Origin of the sequence: Microcystis aeruginosa LEGE 91341 (genome assembly GCF_015206885.1) — a bacterium.
Taxonomy (GTDB): domain Bacteria; phylum Cyanobacteriota; class Cyanobacteriia; order Cyanobacteriales; family Microcystaceae; genus Microcystis; species Microcystis aeruginosa_H.
In genome coordinates this window covers 1-19,247 of the sequence record NZ_JADEXY010000057.1, presented here as the reverse complement: position 1 = coordinate 19,247, position 19,247 = coordinate 1, and the positions used below count along the sequence as shown (strand labels likewise).

Sequence of the window (19,247 nt, the reverse complement as noted above, 5' to 3'; positions counted from 1 at the left end):
TATTCTATAGCGATTTTCCCCGGAGTGAGATGGGTGTTGGGGAGTCTTTTCAGTGATCAGTGATCAGTGAAAAGAAAACTCCGATTACTACCCTCTCCCTTTCTGGGAGAAGGTTTGAGGATGAGGACAATTAACCAGAGCTGCCATTACTTTGGAAAAATGGTCTTAGTCGTCGTCGAGTATAGTTGTTGTCAGCAACTACTAAAATTAATTAATATATCCACTGCTCACCGTCAAGTGGAAACTAGACAGAATGATCTGGCTATTATTACCCAAACCAGCCTTGAGCCGGTGAAAATGGCGGCCAATTGGGAATTTTTCGGCAAAAAAGTCATCTAGACCTGTTAACAGGCAATTTATCCCCCGAATGAGCTACAATTATCGGTTAAACGTGGTTAATAGCGAGCAGATGCGTCGCATTGAAGGGGCGATTTTTGCCTCTGGTATGCCTGTGGCCGCTTTGATGGAAAAGGCAGCCCTGTTAACGGCACAACAGCTTAAAAAGTCCTATTCTTTGGCTGATTTCCCCAAAATCGGCGTTATCGTCGGTCCTGGTCACAATGGCGGCGACGCTCTCGTCATTGCTAGAGAATTACATCTCGCTGGTTATCAAGTATCTCTTTTTTGTCCAATCGCCAAACTCAAGGATTTAACAGCACAACAGGCTAATTATGTCAAGCATTTAGGCTTAATTTTTCAGAAAACTTTAGAATCTTTGGAGGATTGTCAGTTAATTATCGATGGTCTTTTCGGTTTTGGTTTAGAAAGGACTTTATCGGGAGATATTGCCGAATTAGTCGATAAAATTAATAGTTGGCAAAAACCGATAATTAGTATCGATATTGCTTCGGGAATTCACACCGACACCGGAGAGGTTTTAGGCACGGCAATTAAAGCCACTCATACCTTTTGTTTGGGACTCTGGAAGCGAGCTTTTTTCCAAGATTTGGCCTTACCTTATCTGGGCAAAGTGGAGTTAATTGACATAGGAATTAGTCCCCTTTACCTAGAAACAATTCTACAATATTCACCGCCAATTCTGAGAGTTAATCCCGATCTAATTCGCCCTTATTTACCTTTACCCCGTCCTCTACTTACCCATAAATATCAGCAGGGACATTTATTAATTATCTGTGGTTCTCGTCGTTATGCAGGAGGAGCAATTCTCACCGGATTAGGAGCGCGAGGTAGTGGTGTGGGAATGCTTTCTATTGCCGTTCCTGCTGCCCTCAAATCTTTATTAATTAGTCATTTACCAGAAGCATTAATTATCGATTGTCCCGAAACTGCCACGGGAGCTATTGCCGAACTTCCCCTCGAATTAAATAATTATCATGTCCTCGCCTGTGGTCCTGGATTAACTACAGAAAATCCTGCTATTATCGAACAGGTTTTAGATAGTGATAAACCGATTATACTCGATGCCGATGCTTTAAATATTTTGGCTCAATTGGGCATAGAAAAATTATCATCTCGTCAGAATAAGACAATTTTAACGCCTCATTGGGGAGAATTTAAACGCTTATTTCCTAACTTATCAGGTTCTCAAGATAGGATTAATATCACTCAAGAAGCATCTCGACAAAGTGGTGCAATTGTCTTATTAAAAGGAGCCAGAACTATAATCGCCTCCCCGGGCGGTAAAATGTATATAATCCCCGAAAGTAGCTCCGCTCTAGCGCGAGGTGGTAGTGGTGATGTCTTAACAGGATTAATCGGCGGATTCTTAACTCAAATGCTGGATAATCCCCCAGAAGCAACTGCATTAGCGGCTTATTTACACGCTCAAGCCAGCATTTTAGCGGCTAAAGAAAGGACAGAATTAGGAGTAGATGGAGTAACTTTAGCTAATTATTTATTTGCTGCCCTTAAAGGTTTAAATTAACGTGAGTTAGATGAAGTTAAAAAAGGGCAGAAGGTAGAGCAGGTAAGTCTTTTGCTTCTAAATCAAGAGAAGGCTTAACAGGATGATAAGTGTAAGCAATCAGACCCCCCTAAATAGTTTAAAATTTTTCTAGATACAGGTGTACCTCACTAGCTTAGGAAACGCTATAATTAGGATTAATTTCAAAGCCAAGAATTTTTTCAGTTTCTTTAAAGGTAAGTGATGCTGCTTTTAAAAAGTTACCTATACCACAAGTTGGCTCAATAATAACATCAGGTTTATACTAAATCTGGTTATTAAAAACTGATTATTTATTTCCCCTTTTGCCTCTTGCCTGTTGCCTTTTGCCTCTCCTCATAACTAACCTGTACTCAACGGATTTAGTATTAACATGAATTTGCCATAATTTTTGACAAATCTTTTCGGTTAACTCCGGGGGAGTTTGAAAGTCTCCATATTCAATTTTAACCTGAGAAGCCTGCATTACTAATTTTTTCTATAAATGGCTATTAATCCTTCTTCTTGACCAGCAAGATCGATTACCCTAGTATATTGTAATCTCCATTGTAACGCGTTAGAAATAGTTAGAAAACCTTGCCCCGGGGGATGAACAAGAATTTCATCAGCTATATTGGCCGCTTCCATTTCATCAACAGGTAAGTTTTTATCTAAAATAAAAGCAATTAAATCATCTTTGTTTCCCTGATTGTTTAAGATGTTACGAATACCACGAGTCATCTGGAAATCGGCTGTTCTTTCGGCACTGAGAAAAATTGTCCTGATAATTCTTAAACTGGCAGTACGATTTAGGCTATTATCTAACTTTTCATAAACAAAAATAATTAAGGAATATCCCAGTCCAAAAATTTTTTGTCTTGCGGATTTAAAAGGACAAGATGATTGAGGTTGTTTCATGCTTGTTACTTTGATATCTACTAACAAATCAGGAAAATCAATCCCACTAGCTGAATTACCGTCAAGAAAATTATATTTTTACTTTAGATATAGTTTAAACTTTTGTTCTAAGTAAGTTCCGATCGCTTTACCATCTGTAACACCGTAGAGTGAAGATTCTTGATGTTGAGATTCCAAAGCTGAGAAGACAGCTGCCTCGTTACATAACGATTCTTGAGTCAATCTTGCCATAGATAATACAGGGTTTAAATCAACTCTAGCAGAAAAATTTATTTAAGTAAGTAGGTAGGCGTTAAAAATTATCAGATGCCCCCCTTATCAAGGGGGATCCCCCCGCCTATCGGCACCCCCCTTATCAAGGGGGATCCCCCCGCCTATCGGCACCCCCCTTGATAAGGGGGGCAGGGGGGATCGAACCTAAAATCCATTTTTAATTTAATTATAACCAGCTACTTAAGTAAGCAAAATTAATATCGAATCTGTTTTGATTTTGTGTTCTTTGTGTCTCTGTGGTTACTCCCGAACCCTTCTGGGATAAGCCGATAGAAAACTCTATGCTAGGTTAGATTTAACCAGAGTAAACCAAGAGATCCTATTTATTTTTGACTGCGAGTAAAAATTTCTTCAAACCAATTAATAGCTCGATTTGCCAAAGCTTCTAGGGAATATTTTTGCTCGACTACTGCACGACAAAAAGATCGATCGATCCGGTCTAAATTTTTAATTCCCGTAACTAATCCCTCGATACTATCGGGTTCAACTAAAAAGCCAGTTTTTCCATCTTCAATAATTTCTACCAGACCACCGCGACGATAGGCAATTACAGGAACACCACAAGCTAAAGCTTCAATAACCCCGTTACCAAAAGCCTCAACCCAGCGCGGGGTCATCAACAGACCAAAACAGTCGCCTAGCTCTTTTTGCAGGCTCCCAGTGGGCAAAAACCCGCGATAATCGACTAAATCGAAACTATAGGCATCCTGTAAATTTTGCCAGTAGAGAGGATCGGAAATTTGACATCCTCGCCGCCCTAAAAGTGCGGCGATTCCTAAACCTCACGATTTAAGTTTCTGCTTCCACCACCGTCGCATACCACAGTTAAAAAACCATGTACTGTCTTACACAGAGTCCACAGACTTTCGCCCCATTTCAGAAGCCCGATTCCGTGTGTCCCACGGTACGTTGACCGCCTATAGCTTCTTGTACTTGTTGCGCGCGACTTTTTACCCGGCCAAGCTTTTCTGGTCGGAACCCCCTAAGCCGAGTTTTCAAGGCTTCGGCCGTGAGCTCAGGCTTCGACGGTGAGCTCAGCCGAACCGCCGAACGGTGCTGCGCCGTCCACTTGGTTTTCGAGACTGGCCTTTTAATTCTAACGTAAAGCCAACCTAGAACGGCGGGGTTTCAGACCCAAAATTTCCGATGACCGAAAACCCCTAAAGGTACGCCCAACTGTTGACAAGCGGCGATCGCATCTTCTCAAGCTTTTTCCGGGGCAATCCGTCCCACCCAGGCTAGACAGGGGGAAGGATCGGCCCGAAACTGATACAAAGATACGTCTAAACCATTAGCCAAACAGCGATAGGGGGGAGATATTGAGAAAGTTTCTGCTTGGGCGACGGTGTGAAAAGCGAGTAAATGGGGAAAACTGCGGTAGGTTTTTTGAATAATATAATCCATCGCCAAAGAAACGGAAGCCATGCTGACTAAATGGGCGACGGGAGTGGTAAAAAAAGGAGTGAGATAAAAAGGGAGCCAATCCTAGGCAAAATTAACAATTAAATCGTACTCATTTTGTACCTGTTGGGCGTAGTGCCACATATTGGCTAAAACGGCATTTTCGGGCATTAAAATCGGGGCTTCCCGGTCTTGACTCTGGGCGGAAATCTGGGCATTTCCCGCTATAGTGATCAAGGGGATATCCTGCAATTCCGAGGCTTCTGGAGCCACTACCCGCACCGCATACCCTTGCTTATTCAGAGTGCGAGCGAGATTATAAATAGTTAATTCTACGCCACCGCCGCCCCCCGATCCCAAAAATCCCACGGGGGTGGAGAGAAATAACAGTTTTCGACTCAATTTTGCACCTCAGTGGCTGTGGTTTCGCTGAAGGCCGGTGTGGTTTCGGTGAAGGAAGTATCCTGTACATCATCATCTTCTGGTTCACCAGTGGTTTCTAGGGGAGCAATATCTAAACGGGGAGCTAATTGCAGATTTAACTGTCTAATTGCCCAGCGCGCCGTTTCTTGCACTTCCTCATCGGAATCATCGAGGGCATGACAAATTAATTGACTGATCTGAGACATGACATCGTAGAGTCTGGTTAAATCCCGAATGGCATTTTTCCGCACCTGGGGATTTTTATCCTGGAGAGAGATAGCCAAAGCTTGGTTCATCGGTCGCAGGGAGCGAGTGCAGATTTGAGCGAGCGCTTCTAGGGTTAAACTGCGTTCGTAGGAATCCCCATCCATCATGCTATCGACTAAAGGCTGCATTGCCCTAGAATCAGACATCTGTGCCAGCTTCCAAACCGCCCGTCTGCGGGTACGGGGATCGTCATCGCGAAGACTTTCAATCAAACTCGTGATTGAGTCTGCGCTCGGTATGCGGGAGGTAGCTTGTACGGACAAAGAAGACGCGAAATCATCCTCCCAATTGTCATTAATCTCACTACTGGTTTTGGTGTCCGCATCGAAGGAATTGCCATTGCCCTCAAAAAAGTTGTCGGTTGGGTTTTTAGGATTGACGTTGACGTAAGTTGTCTTTTTGGGACGTTTTGAGACTTTACCCTTGGGACGGTATTGAAGGAAAAGCGATAGTAAAGCTGCCAGTAAAGCGATGGATAACAGGGCCGAGCCAGCAATTAATGGTATTGGCAAATTCTCATTTTTGGCGGCAGTGTTGGCAACCGTGCCGGTTTGACCTAGATCCTTCTGCGTATCAGCGATCGCATTTTGAGCAGAGTTATCGTTCGGACGTTGTGCCAGAGCTTGTTGAAATTTTTCCAAGGCGAGTTGATAATTCTTTTGGGTTTTGGCCTCGTAACCAGCTTTCATCAACTGATCGTAAGTGGCGACAGTCTGGGCCTGCTCTAACCTAGGTGGAGTTTGGGCGTTAGCCTTGGATAAAACCTGAAAATCATGACCCCAACTGCTCACACCGATAGCTAACAAAAATAAAAAATTAGGTTTGATCATAGAATTTATGTAACTGTTTAGGGGTAGGTAACAGTATGATAGCCTAAAAGCCATAAATGACAAGCACTGAACCCCAGAGATGGGTCATAGACCACGATGATGGGGAAAAGCCCCTGGTCAGCGTCAGGCAAATAGTGCCGCTACTGGGATCGGAGAGAGAGTCCACTGTTTAACGCTGAGGGATTATCGGTGAAAAGCTGGCTTAATTAAGCTTGCACGGGAGTTTTGCGCCACGTTCGACCTTGAATAGTCGTGTGGAATTGCCAATTAGCCACAGTTTCTGGATAATCGCCCCGATAGTGACCACCTCGGCTTTCTGCTCGTAATAAGGCACTTTCCAGAATTAAGTCGGCGATATCTAAAAGATTTAATGTCTCGATCGCTATCCTTATTTCTAACTGCACCGAGGGACACAAAAATAATAGTCCTTTGTCGGGGAGAAGATTCCGGAGAAATTGGCCCATCTTTAAGGATTCTAACTGTTGTTTCCACTGTTGCACCCGTAGGATAGCAGTTTCTAACTCATTTTGAAATCGGCAAATTCCCGCATTTTCCCACATTAAAATCGGTAATTCTCTCCGTACTTTTTGCCAGTATTCCTGTTCTTCTTGCCAGTTTTCCGCAATTTCTAGGGGTTTTTCTGGTCTTTCCCCAAGAAAGTTTTCCGGCTCTAGACCTATTGCAGCTAAACTTGCCGCAAAGACAATACATTCCAAGAGAGAATTACTGGCTAAACGATTGGCTCCGTGAACACCTGTACTAGCCGCTTCGCCGATCGCATACAAACCGGGTAGAGAAGTGCGGGCGTTTAAATCGGTGGCCACTCCTCCCATCCAATAGTGAGCGGCGGGGGCGACGGGAATCAGATCCTCAAGCACATTAATGCCCCACCTTTGACAGATGCGGATAATATTGGGGAAACGATAACGCAGACGCTCCGGTTCGATCGGTCTTAAATCTAGATATACTTTGGCATGGGCGGGATCGTCGGAGGTTTTCTGCAAATGGCTAAAAATCGCCCGACTGACCACATCCCGGGGGGCCAATTCTCCAGCCGGATGATAATCGAAGGCAAAACGCCGCCCCAGAGCATCAATTAAATGCGCTCCTTCGCCCCGCACCGCTTCACTAATTAAAAACCTCGGCGCCCCCGGCACAGTCAAAGCGGTGGGGTGAAACTGAAAAAATTCTGGGTCGCGAATCACTGCCCCAGCACGCCAAGCGAGGGCGACTCCATCCCCCGTGCTAACGGCGGGATTAGTGGTTTGGGCATAGACTTGACCACCGCCTCCCGTAGCCAGAATGACTGCCTGCGCTCGTAGCCAACAGAGATGATCTTGATGGAGTAAACAAATACCTTGACAGCGTTGCCCTTCCGGATCAAGCCAGAGTTTCAGTGCGATCGCTTGGGGAATAATGGTAATATTGGGGCGCTCGGTCACTTTTTCCATCAGGGTACTGATGATCGCTCTCCCCGTGCGATCGGCCGCGTGTAGCACCCGGGCCTGGGAATGGGCAGCCTCAAGAGTGCGGGCTAAGTCGTCTCCAGAGCGATCAAAACTAACTCCTAACCGCAGCAAATCAGCGATCGCTTGGGGGGCTTTCTCGACTAAAAACTGCACGGCATAGCGATCGCATAAGCCCGCTCCGGCTTTCAGGGTATCTTCTAAATGGAAAACGGGGGAATCTGCTGGGGACGTGGCTGCCGCAATTCCTCCCTGCGCCCAATCACTAGCCCCAGTTTTTAAATCTTCTTTGGTAATTAAACCCACCTTTAAGTTAGGGGGTAAACACAGTGCGGCATACAATCCCGCCGCTCCCGATCCCACCACTAAAACATCTTGATAACTCGGCAGTTGCGAGGAAACGACCATGTAGGAGTTAATTGATAAATTCTATTTATTCTAGCACTTCATTTCTCTATAGCTCTGGCCACGAAACCAGACATCCCAGTCTGGACTGAGATTTTCCCTACACCCCACACCCCACACCCCATACCCTGTCTAAACTCTAACCTCTTTGTCACCCCATCAGATCTTGCCTCTTGCCATCAGAAGCTGATCACTGAAAAAGGTGAGCGATCGCCCACCTAGGAATTTTTTTTAAACCGTAATTAACTGGATTTAGTAAACTCCGGGGTTAAAACGGTCATCACCCTCGATAAATTCTTTAGAAGGCTCAGTAACGGTGAATTTCTCTAGATTAGCCTGTAAACGCTCTTTTTGAGTGTCCGAGAGTCCGGGGATATTGAGGACATCTTCCACTTCTTCGTAGGGGGCGTTTTTGATGATTTTACCAGCTAAATTGGGATAGAATCCTCTCAAGTCCCGGAAATCGCGAATATCACTGTTATTAAGGTCGATTTTCGCCCCAAATTCTGTGGTTAGTTTGGCATCAGCCGCATTTAAGACCGCCACGGGATAAGAGGGAAGGGAGATCGAGGTGAGATTGAGAGCTTGAGCGGGAACTTTGCCCCAAAAACTCCCGATAATCAAGGCAATTACCGCCAGCAGACGAACAAGATTCTTCATTGCAGTTGTGGTCTCCTAAAACCAAGGCAAATTAACGATCAGGACAAGAAATTAAGCCGTCAGCTTTCCGACTAGGCATAGGGTGGGGAATTGGGATTTGCCACCGCAGCCTAGCTATTAGCTGAACGCTGATAGCTAGTTAAAAAAGTTATATCATGCCATTAGACCAGATCATAACCTAGTTTGCCGCCCTAGGGGAAGGGTTTTGCGGTTTTGGGGTTTGATCACAAGGAACAAGTTGGTTAGGACAATCTAAATCGCTAAAACCAGTTTCTGGCAAAGATTTTCCTGCTGCCATCTGGCGGATGCTAAAGTTGAATTTCCCTATTACCCTATCTCCCCACTTCCCCCATTTCCTCATTCCCCTATCCCCTAACCCAATTATTATAAATCCCTAAAATTATCAATGACGAACAGCACTCCTATGGCATCATAAACTGTTGCTTGTCTTGAAATATATAGTAAGGAAGACACAATTATGGCTCTCCAATTGGGTGATATCGTTCCAGATTTTACACAAGATTCTAGTGAAGGTCCGATTTCTTTTCACCAGTGGGTAGGAGATAGCTGGGTGGTGCTGTTCTCCCACCCGGCTGACTATACTCCCGTTTGTACCACGGAATTAGGTACGGTGGCTAGTCTTAAGTCAGAATTTGAGCGACGCAATGTGAAAGTAATCGCTTTAAGTGTGGATAGTGCCGAATCCCATCGGGGTTGGATTAATGACATCAACGAAACTCAAAACACTACCGTTAACTATCCGATTATCGCCGATGGCGATCGCAAAGTATCCGATCTCTACGGCATGATTCACCCCAATTCCCTCAATAATCTGACGGTACGCTCGGTGTTTATCATCGATCCCAACAAAAAATTACGTTTAACTATTACCTATCCTGCCAGCACGGGACGCAATTTTAACGAGATCCTGCGCGTAATCGACTCCCTGCAGCTCACCGATAACTATCAAGTGGCTACCCCGGCTAACTGGACTGACGGTGGCGATTGTGTGGTGGTTCCCTCTATTCCCACTGAAGAAGCTCGCAGTAAATTTCCCAAAGGGGTTGAAGAAATTAAACCCTATCTACGCATGACTCCCCAACCTAATAAGTAATTAGGGTTTGCTAATCGGTGAACCATATCCTAGAAAACTGGCAATCCGAAAACCATAAAGTCGTCAGGGAGGGTTAGCCATCCGTTATAACGGATGCTACCCCTGGCAACAGGGGATTTATCTCCCCATATCATTTATCGAAAATTTGGGTCTAAAACCCCGTCCTTTAGCGTAGCGAAGGACGGCTTGACATTGTTGCTCACATAGCTTACCATAGTAAATGTAGTTTGGTAAGCAAAATGCTAAAAGCGTTCAAGTACAGAATCTATCCGACAAGTGAGCAATCAGTTTTGCTCGCCAAGTCGTTTGGCTGTGCTAGATGGTTTTACAATTACGCTCTCAACTTAACATCCGAAACTTACAAGCAAACTGGAAAAGGATTAAGCAGAAACGAAATAATTAAGCTGCTGCCTTCCCTAAAAAAAGAGCATGAGTGGTTAAGCGAAGTACCATCACAGGTATTACAGCAAGCCGCTTTAAATCTTTCTAGTGCTTTCCTTAATTTCTTTGAAGGTAGAGCTAAATATCCCAACTTCAAGAAAAAGCAAAATAAACAGTCGATTAGATTTCCTCAGCACTGTAAGTTAAAAGATGATGTTCTGGTATTGCCTAAAATTGGTGAAGTTCATTGCCAAGTCTCACGGCAACCAGAGGGAACCTTAAAGTCTGTTACGGTTTCAGTTAATCCATCGGGAGAATATTTCGCATCTTGTCTTTATGATGATGGTCAGGATTTACCCCAAAAATCATCAGAAGGAAAAGCTGTTGGGATAGACGTTGGACTAACCCATTTTGCTATTACATCAGATGGGACTAAACACGGGAATCCTAAATACTATCGTAAGTACGAACAAAGATTAGCGAGGAGACAAAAGAAACTAAGCCGCAAACAAAAAGGCTCTAACAACCGAAATAAAGCTAGAATTAAAGTTGCTAAAGTTCACTCTAAAATTGTTCGTTGTCGTGAAGATTTTCTACATAAGCTAAGTCGTAAATTAGTTGACGAAAACCAAGTCATAGTGGTAGAAAATCTGGCAGTTAGAAACATGGTCAAAAACCCAAAACTAGCAAAGTCAATCAGTGATGCTGGTTGGGGGCAATTCTGCACTATGTTGAAGTACAAGGCTGAATGGGATGGAAAAACCTACATCGAAGTAGATAGATTCTTTCCTAGTTCCAAGACCTGTAGTAACTGCTTAAACCGTGTTGATAGTTTGAGCTTAGATATTCGTAGCTGGCAATGCCCTAAATGTGGAGAAAACCACGATAGGGACATCAACGCCGCTAAGAATATTCGAGATGAAGGTTTACGAATATTGGCGGTAGGGCATACCGCTACTGCTTCAGGAGGGAGAGTAAGACCGAGTAAAAGCACTGCTTTTGCAAGGCATCTCCCCGTGAATGAAGAATCCCCACGCCTTTAGGCAACGGGAGTGTCAACAGTTTGATTGTCATACGGCTCTTCTCGACTTTGTGTGATAATTTTTGCTTATGGAACCCTGAAGTGCTTATTGGGCAAAACTTTTAGGACTATTTTGCGGAAGAAACTATCGGTATAGACCTCGTTTCCACACAGAAACCAGAAGAGCCGTCATACTAAATTCGGTTATTAAAAACTGATTATTTATTCCCCCTTTTGCCTCTTGCCTTCTGCCTCTTGCCTCGCCTCATAAGTAGCCTATGCTCAACGGACTTAGTATCAATATATTTTTTCATAGTTTCCCTAGATGTGTTAGCGGCAGTAGTGCCAAAAAGCAATTTCTTGGCTGGGTTAAAGACAATTCATCGACATCTATCTTAACCATAAGTTAAATTAATATTTAAGAAAAATCGGCTCAAGAGGAAAAAAACGATTAACATTATCGCTCCAAATGCTTAGTAGTGGTTAGTTTAGCTAGATTGTAGAGGGATGAAATTATCTAAAGATCAAGCAAAGATTGTCAGGAATTCTGGGGTAGATATATAAGTAAATTTTATTTTAAGTTTATTTAAGACTGTCATTACTAATGCAAGGCTGAGTCGGGGAGATTTTCCCGTAGTATCAAAAATGAAACTCGCTCACATCGTTCAATCTGACGACGAGCGAGAGGCAATTGTAGAGACTGCCGCTTTCACTGGCATTTAATTAAGAGGAACAACTGATGACAACTTATAAAGTCACCCTGAAAACACCCGATGGCGAGCATACAATTGATGTTCCCGATGATGAGTACATTCTCGATGCAGCCGAAGAACAAGGACTAGACTTACCTTTTTCCTGCCGCGCGGGAGCTTGCTCCAACTGTGCCGGTAAACTTATATCCGGTAGTGTCGATCAATCCGATCAATCTTTCCTCAGTGACGATCAAATGGAAGCTGGTTTCGTCCTTACCTGCGTCGCCTATCCCACTTCTGACTCTGTGATCCTCACCCACCAAGAAGAAGAAGCTTTACAGTAGTCTCCCTCAAGATTGTCAGAAAACTCCCGTTAAGTGCTATGGCTTTAACGGGAGTTATTTTATGGCTCAAAAATTTTTTTCCCTAAACACTTGTATGTTTTAGCTAAGGGTGCTATGATTATTAATCGTGGAATTAATGGGTCGGTGCCCGAGTGGTTAATGGGGGCGGACTGTAAATCCGTTGGCTACGCCTACGCTGGTTCGAATCCGGCCCGGCCCACCACGATAAATGCCCGTGTAGCTCAGTGGTAGAGCACACCCTTGGTAAGGGTGAGGTCATGAGTTCAATCCTCATCACGGGCTTTTTTTTCTCTACTCATTCTCGATAAACCGTTGAAGGATAAGATTGAGTAGGGCTTGCTGAATAAATCTAAAAACCTTGTTGGATAATATTTTTAGGCTTTTTTGAAATCAAAAAGTACCAGCCATTGGAGGGATCGGGGGGGAAATTTAGGGACTTTTTCCCTGAAAATTAGGTAATTGACCCCCTGAAAATGGGTAAAACCCTACACCCTACACCCCACACCCTACCCCCACCGAAAAACTTTTTGCCGCAAACCCTAAGTAAGTCTTCAGCACTATGGCGTTAACAGAAGTTATCCCCTAGCCCGATTAGGCATCGATCGCTTAAAATGGTCAAAATTAACTTATTTGTTGGCTCATGTCTCCCCTCGACAACATCGCTAAACTGTCTCACCTCACCCGCAGGGATGTTCAGAACAATTGGTTGATCGCTACAGCAGCGGGAAACCCAATTCAACCCGTCACCCTCAATGAAAAACAATACATTATTTGGCCTGCCGGCAGACAAATTCAATATCTAACTCAAAAAATTATTGTCCCCGAACATTTGGCCGGTTATCCTTTAGAGGGAATGGAACTGAGATTAATCTTAACTTGGTGGGCCGAAGATGTCAAAATTTATATTAATAATCAATTTATCCAAGCAGGAGACCTCTTTGATTCTTCCACGCGCATTTTACTTTCTAACTCTGTCTCTACCGGTCAAGAAATCTTTGTTACTCTCCGTTTAGTCAGTCCCAATCATGATATTGGTGGTTTGATGAAATCAGAGTTAATCTATGAATATAGCCAAGCGATCGATCCTGGTTTTGTTGCTGCTGAATTGACCATTCTCCATAATTATCTACAAACTTTTTATCCTGAAAATTTAGCTATTTTTAACGCTACTCTCGATAATATTGACTGGGATAATGTCACCAACAAAGATAAATTTAATCAATCCCTAGAATTAATTCGTCAATCCCTACAACCCGTCGCTCAACCTCTCAAAGAACGCAGTTTTCATCTTCTCGGTCACGCACATTTGGATATGGCTTGGTTGTGGCCGTTGGCAGAAACTTGGCAAGTGGCAAAAAACACTTTTATCTCGGTTTTAAACCTGCAAAAAGATTTTCCCGCCCTCATATTTGGCCATTCTAGTCCCCTAATTTACGAATGGATAGAAAAACATCATCCTGACCTATTTCAAGCAATTCTAGAGGCATATAAAGGGCAATCCTGGGAACTTTTGGGGGGGATGTGGATAGAACCAGAAGTCAATTTAATCTCTGGGGAATCCCTATTTCGACAGCTGCTTTATGGACAAAAATATTTTCAAGAAAAATTCGGACAAATCACTAAAACTGCTTGGCTGCCAGATACCTTTGGTTTTCCCTACCAATTGCCGCAAATTCTTAAATCCTTTGGCATTAAATATTTTGTAACTGGGAAACTACATTGGAATGATACGACTAAATTTCCTCACGGTTTTTTCTGGTGGCAATCTCCCGATGGCAGTAAAATTCTTTCCCTAATGTCTCCTCCTAATGTTGCCGGAGTTATGGATACTAATCCAATTATTATGACCGATCATGCTCTCAATTGGGAACGGGAAACTGGCTTAAAAGATATTTTTTGGTTGCCCGGTGTTGGCGACCATGGCGGCGGTCCGACTCGTGATATGTTAGAGGTGGCCCAACGTTGGCAAAAATCTCCTTTTTTCCCCCAGTTAAAATTTAGCCAAGCAACAACTTATCTGGATAGTCTGGAGACAAGTAATCTTCCTATCTGGGATGATGAATTATATCTAGAATTCCATCGCGGTTGTTATACCACTCACTCTGATCAAAAAGCCTATAATCGTTACTGTGAAATCCTCTTGTATCAAGGGGAATTATGGTCTTCTCTGGCTAATATTTTACTAGAGATTCCCTATCCGAAAGTCGAGATAGAATCCGCCTGGAAAAAGGTTTTATTAAATCAGTTTCATGATATACTGCCCGGTACTTCAATCCCGGAAGTGTTTAGGGATGCTAATCATTTATGGCAGCAAGTTATCAGCACAGGTGAAGCAATTTTAGATCAAGCTTTACAGGCAATTGCTAATCAAATTAATTTACCTAATCCCCCCCATACCCAAGCAAAACCTTTTCTAGTTTTTAATTCTCTTAACTGGGAAAGAACCCAGGTTATCTCTTTAGCTGTAGAATCTGCCAATTGTTCGGTTTATGACTTAAATAATTGTCTCTGTCCCTCGCAATTATCCCACGACAATCAGCTATTATTTCTCGCAGAAAATATTCCTTCTGTGGGTTATAAGTTATTTTGGTTAGTTCCCAATCAGCCAGCAGCCGAGCAAAATTTAACTAACTGCCAATTTATTTTAGATAATGGACTGCTTAAAGTTACTATTAACTCGGAAACGGGAGATATAGATAGTATATTCGATATAATTAATCAGAGAGAAATCCTACAAGCTGCCGGTAATCAATTACAGGGATTTAAAGATCAAGGACAATATTGGGACGCTTGGAATATCGATCCGAATTATCAACAATATCCCTTACCTAAAACAGTATTAAAATCGATCGAATGCTTAGAATGTGGTCCCTTGCGCTGGCAGATTCGCGTGATCAGAAATTTAGCTGATTCGGAATTTTGTCAAGATTATATCTTAGAAAAAGATTCTCCTATTCTCCAGATTAAAACTATTGTTAATTGGCAACAGCAACATACTTTAGTAAAAACCGCTTTTCCTCTTACCCTAAACAGCAATTTTACCACCTATGAAATTGCCTGTGGTGCGATCGAGCGTTACCACGAACCAGAATCGCCAAAATGGGAAGTTTACGCCCATAAATGGGCGGATTTAACCGATACAGAGGCAAACTATGGGGTTAGTCTTTTAAATAATAATAAATATGGCTACGATGCTACTAACCAGCAACTGCGATTAACTCTCTTGAGAAGTCCCCGATGGCCCGATCCCGAGGCAGATCTGGGGAAACAAGAATTTACCTATGCAATATATCCCCATCAAGGGGACTGGAAAATGGCGAAAACTGTCCATCATGCTTGGCAGTTAAACTTACCTGTCACCGTTATTTTTATTAATAATTCTTCTCGATCAAACCAGTTGCCACCCGTGGCACAATGGTTAAAATTCTCGGACGATAACTTAATTTTAATGAGTTTCAAACAAGGTGAAACATCCGCTCAGAGTTGGGTAATGCGCGTTTATGAATGTCAGGGAGAAAACGCTGTTATTGATTGGCAAAATCAATTACAATTAACAATAAAAGAATCGATCGATGGTTTAGAAAGAGCGATCGATCCTATGGAGCAAATTTCTCCTTGGCAAATAGCCACATGGTTATTAAAGAATTAATCTTCGTGATCTTCAAAAGGATCGCTTAATTCTGCTGCCGGCGGTCCAAAAGCGGTATAAAGAGCTAAAGCGGTAATTCCCACCAAAGCAGCAGCGATCGAAATACCCAAAATTGTTGCAGTTTCCATAGAATAAAATTTGCTTAGATACAGTCTGTATCTTATCTTAACAAAATATAACCGATCTCGCCGCCGATAACGATCGCTAATCGGGTCAGTTGCATTGCTGTTATCTCATGCCCGATAATGCTGAAAGGATCGACTCAATAGCGATCGAACTAAACCAGAAAAATTATTATGAAGAAACTCCTAGAGGGACTAGAAAAGTTCCAGAGTGGTTATTTTGATGAACATCGGCAATTATTTGAGGAACTTTCCCACGGACAAAAACCGAGAATCCTGTTTATCACCTGTTCCGATTCCCGTATCGATCCTAACCTAATTACCCAAGCAGAGGTGGGGGAATTATTCGTAATTCGCAATGCGGGAAATATAATTCCTCCCTACGGAGCAACTAATGGTGGTGAAGGTGCATCTATAGAATATGCTATCAACGCTCTCGGCATCGAGCAAGTGATTATCTGCGGTCACTCCCATTGTGGAGCGATGAAAGGTTTGTTAAAATTGCAGAGTCTGGCCGATGAAATGCCTTTAGTTTACGATTGGTTAAAACAAGCAGAAGCTACTCGACGTTTAGTTAAGGATAATTACAAAGAACTAGAAGGAGAAGAACTGATCGAGGTGACAGTAGCAGAAAATGTTCTCAATCAGTTAAGTAATTTGCAAAGCTATCCAATTATTCGTTCCCGATTACATCAGGGTAAATTGTCCCTACACGGTTGGATTTTTCGCATTGAAACTGGTGAAATTTTAGCCTATGATCCCATCCTACACGATTTTGTCGCTCCCCATAGTAAAATTACCCATCCCGAACCAGAAGAAAAATTACCCTCTAGTCGTCATCTTCCCAATAGTCATCCCTTCAAGATTTCTGAGGATTATATCAGGACTCATGCGGACTTAAAAAAAGCGACTCCTGCGGTTAATACTGTGGCCAAAAAGAACGGCTCCTCAACCCAAAAACCGGGCTATACTTATTTAGAACCCTCCCAAGCTGATCGCATTTATCGCGGTTCGAGAAGTTAATTAGGGATTACAGAAATTCTCTAGAGATGTGTCTATTAACGTCTCTAGAGTGGCAATTAAACGATAACTGCTATACTCCTCTATGGCTTCCCCAAAAGATTTTATTAGTCCCGTCAATTCCGAGCAAGAGTTAGTCTATCCTTTTCGGAACTATCTTAACTATCTTCACGCAAAATACTCTGATTTACAGACGGGTCATATCGCCGATTATATTCCGGAATTAGCCCTAGCAGCTCCAGAATGGTTTGGTATTTCTGTAATTAGCACTGATGGTCAGATTTTTGAGGTGGGAGACTGTCAGCAAACCTTTACAGTACAATCGATTTCTAAAGCTTTTGTCTTTGGATTAGCTCTAGAAGATCACGGACGGGAATACGTTAATAGTAAAGTCGGTGTTGAACCCACGGGAGAAGCTTTTAACTCGATTATTCTCGATGAAAAAACCAATCGTCCCTATAATCCTATGGTTAATGCTGGTGCGATCGCTACCACGGATTTAATCACCGGACAGAATGCCACCGAAAGGCTAAAACGTATTTTAGAAATGTTTAAACGCTATACGGGTAGGGATCACGGGATTAATGTCCCCGTTTTTCTCTCGGAAAAATCCACTGGCAATCGCAATCGGGCCATGGCCTATCTGATGCTAAATTTTGGCATGGTCAGCGATAAAATTGAAGAAACCCTCGATCTTTACTGTCAACAATGCGCCATCCTCGTCCATGCTCACGATTTAGCTCTGATGGCTGCTACCTTGGCTAATGGGGGTGTCAACCCAATCACAGGAATACGGGCGATCGATGAACACTACGTTCAAGATGTGATCAGTGTTATGCTTACCTGTGGAATGTACGACGCTTCAGGAGAATGGACCTATCGGGTAGGATTACCAGCAAAAAGCGGTGTCGGTGGCGGAATTACGGCAGTAGTCCCCCATCAGTTGGGAATTGGGACTTTTTCGCCCCTTTTAGATGAAAAAGGCAACAGTATCAGAGGAGTGAAAATTTGTCAAGATATTTCAGAGGATTTTGGTTTACATTTATTTAATGTGGCCAAACCAGAACGAGATTTGAAAACGTGGCTTGAAGGCAATAGTTGATCCCACCCCCTACTTCCCTCTCCTCACTCTGCCATGGCTTTTAAACAGGATTTAGTCTGATAAATGTCCCCTGCAAGAGCGCCTACCAACTCTAAAAAATTAATTTGGCCAGAGGTCTGTGGAAAAAATTTCAGAAACCCCTTGACAAAAGCAGCGGGTTGTGTGTAATATAAATATTGTGTGAGGAGTATAAGTTCAGTATAAGAGGAACCTTTGGGGTCGAAACACGGCAAGACTCCCGGAGGTTCTTCTTTTTCACTCCCCTATTGGCTCAAAGTCAGCCATAAAATCAGGTTTTACCCGATCGCTAGTTTTTTCTCAATTTATCCCTTCTAGGTCTGTTGCTGCTTACCAAGAGCAACAGGTCAAAATTTTTGCCGAAGAAACTGCACAAGAGAAGTGTAATTGCTCGTAAAATTGGGAATTAAGTACAGGGGCAATCCTATGGCAGATAAAAATAACGGTAACGGCGGCTTATTCTTCGTCGGGGTTTTAGTGGGCAGTGCGATCGGAGTAGTGACGGGTTTATTAGTAGCGCCCAGATCTGGAAAAGAAACCCGTCGAATTCTGCAAAAATCCGCCCAGGCTTTGCCAGAATTGGCTGAAGATCTGACCACGACGATGCAATTACAGGCCGATCGCCTATCGGAATCGGCCCGGCGTAATTGGGATGATACTTTAATCAGATTAAAAGAGGCGGTGACAGCCGGAATCGAAGCTAGTCAAAGTATAGCCACAGACAATCCCTTCCCCGACTCGCAAGAATCCCCCCAAGGCGATAATCAACACTCGAATCACTACTAAATGACCGAACCTATTTTCTGGCTAGGATGTTCTTTACTGCTAGTCGCCGTTAGTTTAACGGCGGTTTTCATCGCCGCTTTACCTGCTCTGCAAGAGTTAGCCCGGGCAGCCCGCAGTGCCGAAAAATTATTCGATACCCTCCATCGGGAATTTCCCCCAACTCTAGAAGCAATTCGCCTGACAGGGGCGGAAATCAGCGAATTAACCGACAATATCGATGAAGGGGTCAAAAGTACCCGCCAAGTTGTCCAAAGCGTTGATCGCAGTCTCGGTAATGCTAAAGCTGGTCTCAGCAAGCTCGATCGTGGCAGCCGTCGCCTCTTGATCGGTTTTAAAGTCGCTTGGAATACTTGGAAACGCAGTTAAGCAGATGGGGAATTATAAATTATGAATTATGAATTATGAATTATGAATTATGAATTATGAAATGGGGAAATGGGGAAATGGGGAAA

At 43.2% G+C, this 19,247-nt stretch carries 15 protein-coding genes, 2 tRNA genes and 2 pseudogenes; 12 read left to right on the top strand and 7 right to left on the bottom strand.

Going from position 1 to position 19,247, the window contains the following annotated elements; genetic code table 11:
- Window positions 1-159: 159 nt before the first annotated feature.
- Window positions 160-339: a hypothetical protein gene (locus IQ234_RS10575; protein ID WP_193957063.1), complete on the top strand. Its 180-nt coding sequence runs from the start codon at window positions 160-162 to the stop codon at window positions 337-339.
- 28 nt (window positions 340-367) lie between these two features.
- A complete protein-coding gene (locus tag IQ234_RS10570; RefSeq protein ID WP_193957062.1) occupies window positions 368-1,885 on the top strand; it encodes an NAD(P)H-hydrate dehydratase in 1,518 nt (505 codons plus the stop codon).
- A 486-nt stretch (window positions 1,886-2,371) separates the two neighbouring features.
- Here the strand turns inward: IQ234_RS10570 and IQ234_RS10565 are convergent, their stop codons facing one another.
- From IQ234_RS10565 to psbU, 6 genes and pseudogenes are all read right to left on the bottom strand, one after another.
- The gene (locus IQ234_RS10565) at window positions 2,372-2,800 is read right to left on the bottom strand and encodes a type II restriction endonuclease (RefSeq protein WP_228008461.1); all 429 of its coding nucleotides are present in this window, start codon (window positions 2,798-2,800) and stop codon (window positions 2,372-2,374) included.
- 596 nt (window positions 2,801-3,396) lie between these two features.
- A pseudogene (locus IQ234_RS10560) lies at window positions 3,397-3,813 on the bottom strand (glycosyltransferase); the annotation flags it as partial.
- A gap of 466 nt (window positions 3,814-4,279) precedes the next feature.
- Window positions 4,280-4,876 (bottom strand): annotated as a pseudogene (locus IQ234_RS21780) (UDP-glucose--tetrahydrobiopterin glucosyltransferase); the annotation flags it as partial.
- On the bottom strand, window positions 4,873-5,994 hold the full coding sequence (locus IQ234_RS10550) for a HEAT repeat domain-containing protein (RefSeq protein WP_193957061.1): 1,122 nt from the start codon (window positions 5,992-5,994) through the stop codon (window positions 4,873-4,875). The gene IQ234_RS10550 and the pseudogene IQ234_RS21780, both read right to left, overlap by 4 nt.
- Window positions 5,995-6,200: 206 nt before the next feature.
- A complete protein-coding gene (gene nadB, locus IQ234_RS10545) occupies window positions 6,201-7,868 on the bottom strand; it encodes an L-aspartate oxidase (protein ID WP_193957060.1) in 1,668 nt (555 codons plus the stop codon).
- Window positions 7,869-8,117: 249 nt separating this feature from the next.
- Window positions 8,118-8,525, bottom strand: coding sequence for a photosystem II complex extrinsic protein PsbU (psbU, locus tag IQ234_RS10540; protein ID WP_193957059.1), 408 nt, complete (start codon window positions 8,523-8,525; stop codon window positions 8,118-8,120).
- A gap of 478 nt (window positions 8,526-9,003) precedes the next feature.
- Between psbU and IQ234_RS10535 the strand changes: the two genes are divergently transcribed.
- From IQ234_RS10535 to IQ234_RS10510, 6 genes are all read left to right on the top strand, one after another.
- Window positions 9,004-9,639, top strand: a complete 636-nt coding sequence (locus IQ234_RS10535) for a peroxiredoxin (protein WP_002761158.1) — start codon at window positions 9,004-9,006, stop codon at window positions 9,637-9,639.
- 239 nt (window positions 9,640-9,878) lie between these two features.
- A complete protein-coding gene (tnpB, locus tag IQ234_RS10530; RefSeq protein WP_193957058.1) occupies window positions 9,879-11,063 on the top strand; it encodes an IS200/IS605 family element RNA-guided endonuclease TnpB in 1,185 nt (394 codons plus the stop codon).
- A 717-nt stretch (window positions 11,064-11,780) separates the two neighbouring features.
- A complete protein-coding gene (locus IQ234_RS10525; RefSeq protein ID WP_193957057.1) occupies window positions 11,781-12,077 on the top strand; it encodes a ferredoxin in 297 nt (98 codons plus the stop codon).
- A 138-nt stretch (window positions 12,078-12,215) separates the two neighbouring features.
- Window positions 12,216-12,300, top strand: a tRNA-Tyr gene (locus tag IQ234_RS10520).
- An 8-nt stretch (window positions 12,301-12,308) separates the two neighbouring features.
- Window positions 12,309-12,380: transfer RNA gene (locus IQ234_RS10515), tRNA-Thr, on the top strand.
- A 358-nt stretch (window positions 12,381-12,738) separates the two neighbouring features.
- Window positions 12,739-15,747 (top strand): alpha-mannosidase, encoded by a 3,009-nt coding sequence (locus tag IQ234_RS10510; protein ID WP_193957056.1) that lies wholly within the window; start codon window positions 12,739-12,741, stop codon window positions 15,745-15,747.
- On the opposite strand, the gene psbN is transcribed toward IQ234_RS10510, so the two are convergent.
- Window positions 15,744-15,875, bottom strand: a complete 132-nt coding sequence (psbN, locus tag IQ234_RS10505) for a photosystem II reaction center protein PsbN (RefSeq protein WP_002761150.1) — start codon at window positions 15,873-15,875, stop codon at window positions 15,744-15,746. The two genes, IQ234_RS10510 and psbN, sit on opposite strands and share 4 nt — an antisense overlap.
- A gap of 168 nt (window positions 15,876-16,043) precedes the next feature.
- Here psbN and IQ234_RS10500 point away from each other — a divergent pair, with 168 nt between their 5' ends.
- From IQ234_RS10500 to IQ234_RS10485, 4 genes are all read left to right on the top strand, one after another.
- Window positions 16,044-16,892, top strand: coding sequence for a carbonic anhydrase (locus IQ234_RS10500; RefSeq protein WP_193957055.1), 849 nt, complete (start codon window positions 16,044-16,046; stop codon window positions 16,890-16,892).
- Window positions 16,893-16,974: 82 nt separating this feature from the next.
- Window positions 16,975-17,991, top strand: a complete 1,017-nt coding sequence (gene glsA / locus IQ234_RS10495) for a glutaminase A (RefSeq protein ID WP_193957054.1) — start codon at window positions 16,975-16,977, stop codon at window positions 17,989-17,991.
- Between the two features lie 444 nt (window positions 17,992-18,435).
- Window positions 18,436-18,795 carry a YtxH domain-containing protein gene (locus IQ234_RS10490; RefSeq protein WP_193957053.1) on the top strand — a complete coding sequence of 120 codons (360 nt, stop codon included), beginning with the start codon at window positions 18,436-18,438 and terminating at the stop codon, window positions 18,793-18,795.
- On the top strand, window positions 18,796-19,161 hold the full coding sequence (locus IQ234_RS10485) for a DUF948 domain-containing protein (RefSeq protein WP_193957052.1): 366 nt from the start codon (window positions 18,796-18,798) through the stop codon (window positions 19,159-19,161).
- Window positions 19,162-19,247 lie beyond the last annotated feature (86 nt).

Bases quoted from the DNA above. Each gene is read 5' to 3' on its own strand.
- IQ234_RS10575 (WP_193957063.1), top strand. From the start codon at position 160: ATGGTCTTAGTCGTCGTCGAGTATAGTTGTTGTCAGCAACTACTAAAA.
- IQ234_RS10570 (WP_193957062.1), top strand. From the start codon at position 368: ATGAGCTACAATTATCGGTTAAACGTGGTTAATAGCGAGCAGATGCGT.
- IQ234_RS10565 (WP_228008461.1), bottom strand. From the start codon at position 2,800: ATGAAACAACCTCAATCATCTTGTCCTTTTAAATCCGCAAGACAAAAA.
- IQ234_RS10550 (WP_193957061.1), bottom strand. From the start codon at position 5,994: ATGATCAAACCTAATTTTTTATTTTTGTTAGCTATCGGTGTGAGCAGT.
- nadB (WP_193957060.1), bottom strand. From the start codon at position 7,868: ATGGTCGTTTCCTCGCAACTGCCGAGTTATCAAGATGTTTTAGTGGTG.
- psbU (WP_193957059.1), bottom strand. From the start codon at position 8,525: ATGAAGAATCTTGTTCGTCTGCTGGCGGTAATTGCCTTGATTATCGGG.
- IQ234_RS10535 (WP_002761158.1), top strand. From the start codon at position 9,004: ATGGCTCTCCAATTGGGTGATATCGTTCCAGATTTTACACAAGATTCT.
- tnpB (WP_193957058.1), top strand. From the start codon at position 9,879: ATGCTAAAAGCGTTCAAGTACAGAATCTATCCGACAAGTGAGCAATCA.
- IQ234_RS10525 (WP_193957057.1), top strand. From the start codon at position 11,781: ATGACAACTTATAAAGTCACCCTGAAAACACCCGATGGCGAGCATACA.
- IQ234_RS10510 (WP_193957056.1), top strand. From the start codon at position 12,739: ATGTCTCCCCTCGACAACATCGCTAAACTGTCTCACCTCACCCGCAGG.
- psbN (WP_002761150.1), bottom strand. From the start codon at position 15,875: ATGGAAACTGCAACAATTTTGGGTATTTCGATCGCTGCTGCTTTGGTG.
- IQ234_RS10500 (WP_193957055.1), top strand. From the start codon at position 16,044: ATGAAGAAACTCCTAGAGGGACTAGAAAAGTTCCAGAGTGGTTATTTT.
- glsA (WP_193957054.1), top strand. From the start codon at position 16,975: ATGGCTTCCCCAAAAGATTTTATTAGTCCCGTCAATTCCGAGCAAGAG.
- IQ234_RS10490 (WP_193957053.1), top strand. From the start codon at position 18,436: ATGGCAGATAAAAATAACGGTAACGGCGGCTTATTCTTCGTCGGGGTT.
- IQ234_RS10485 (WP_193957052.1), top strand. From the start codon at position 18,796: ATGACCGAACCTATTTTCTGGCTAGGATGTTCTTTACTGCTAGTCGCC.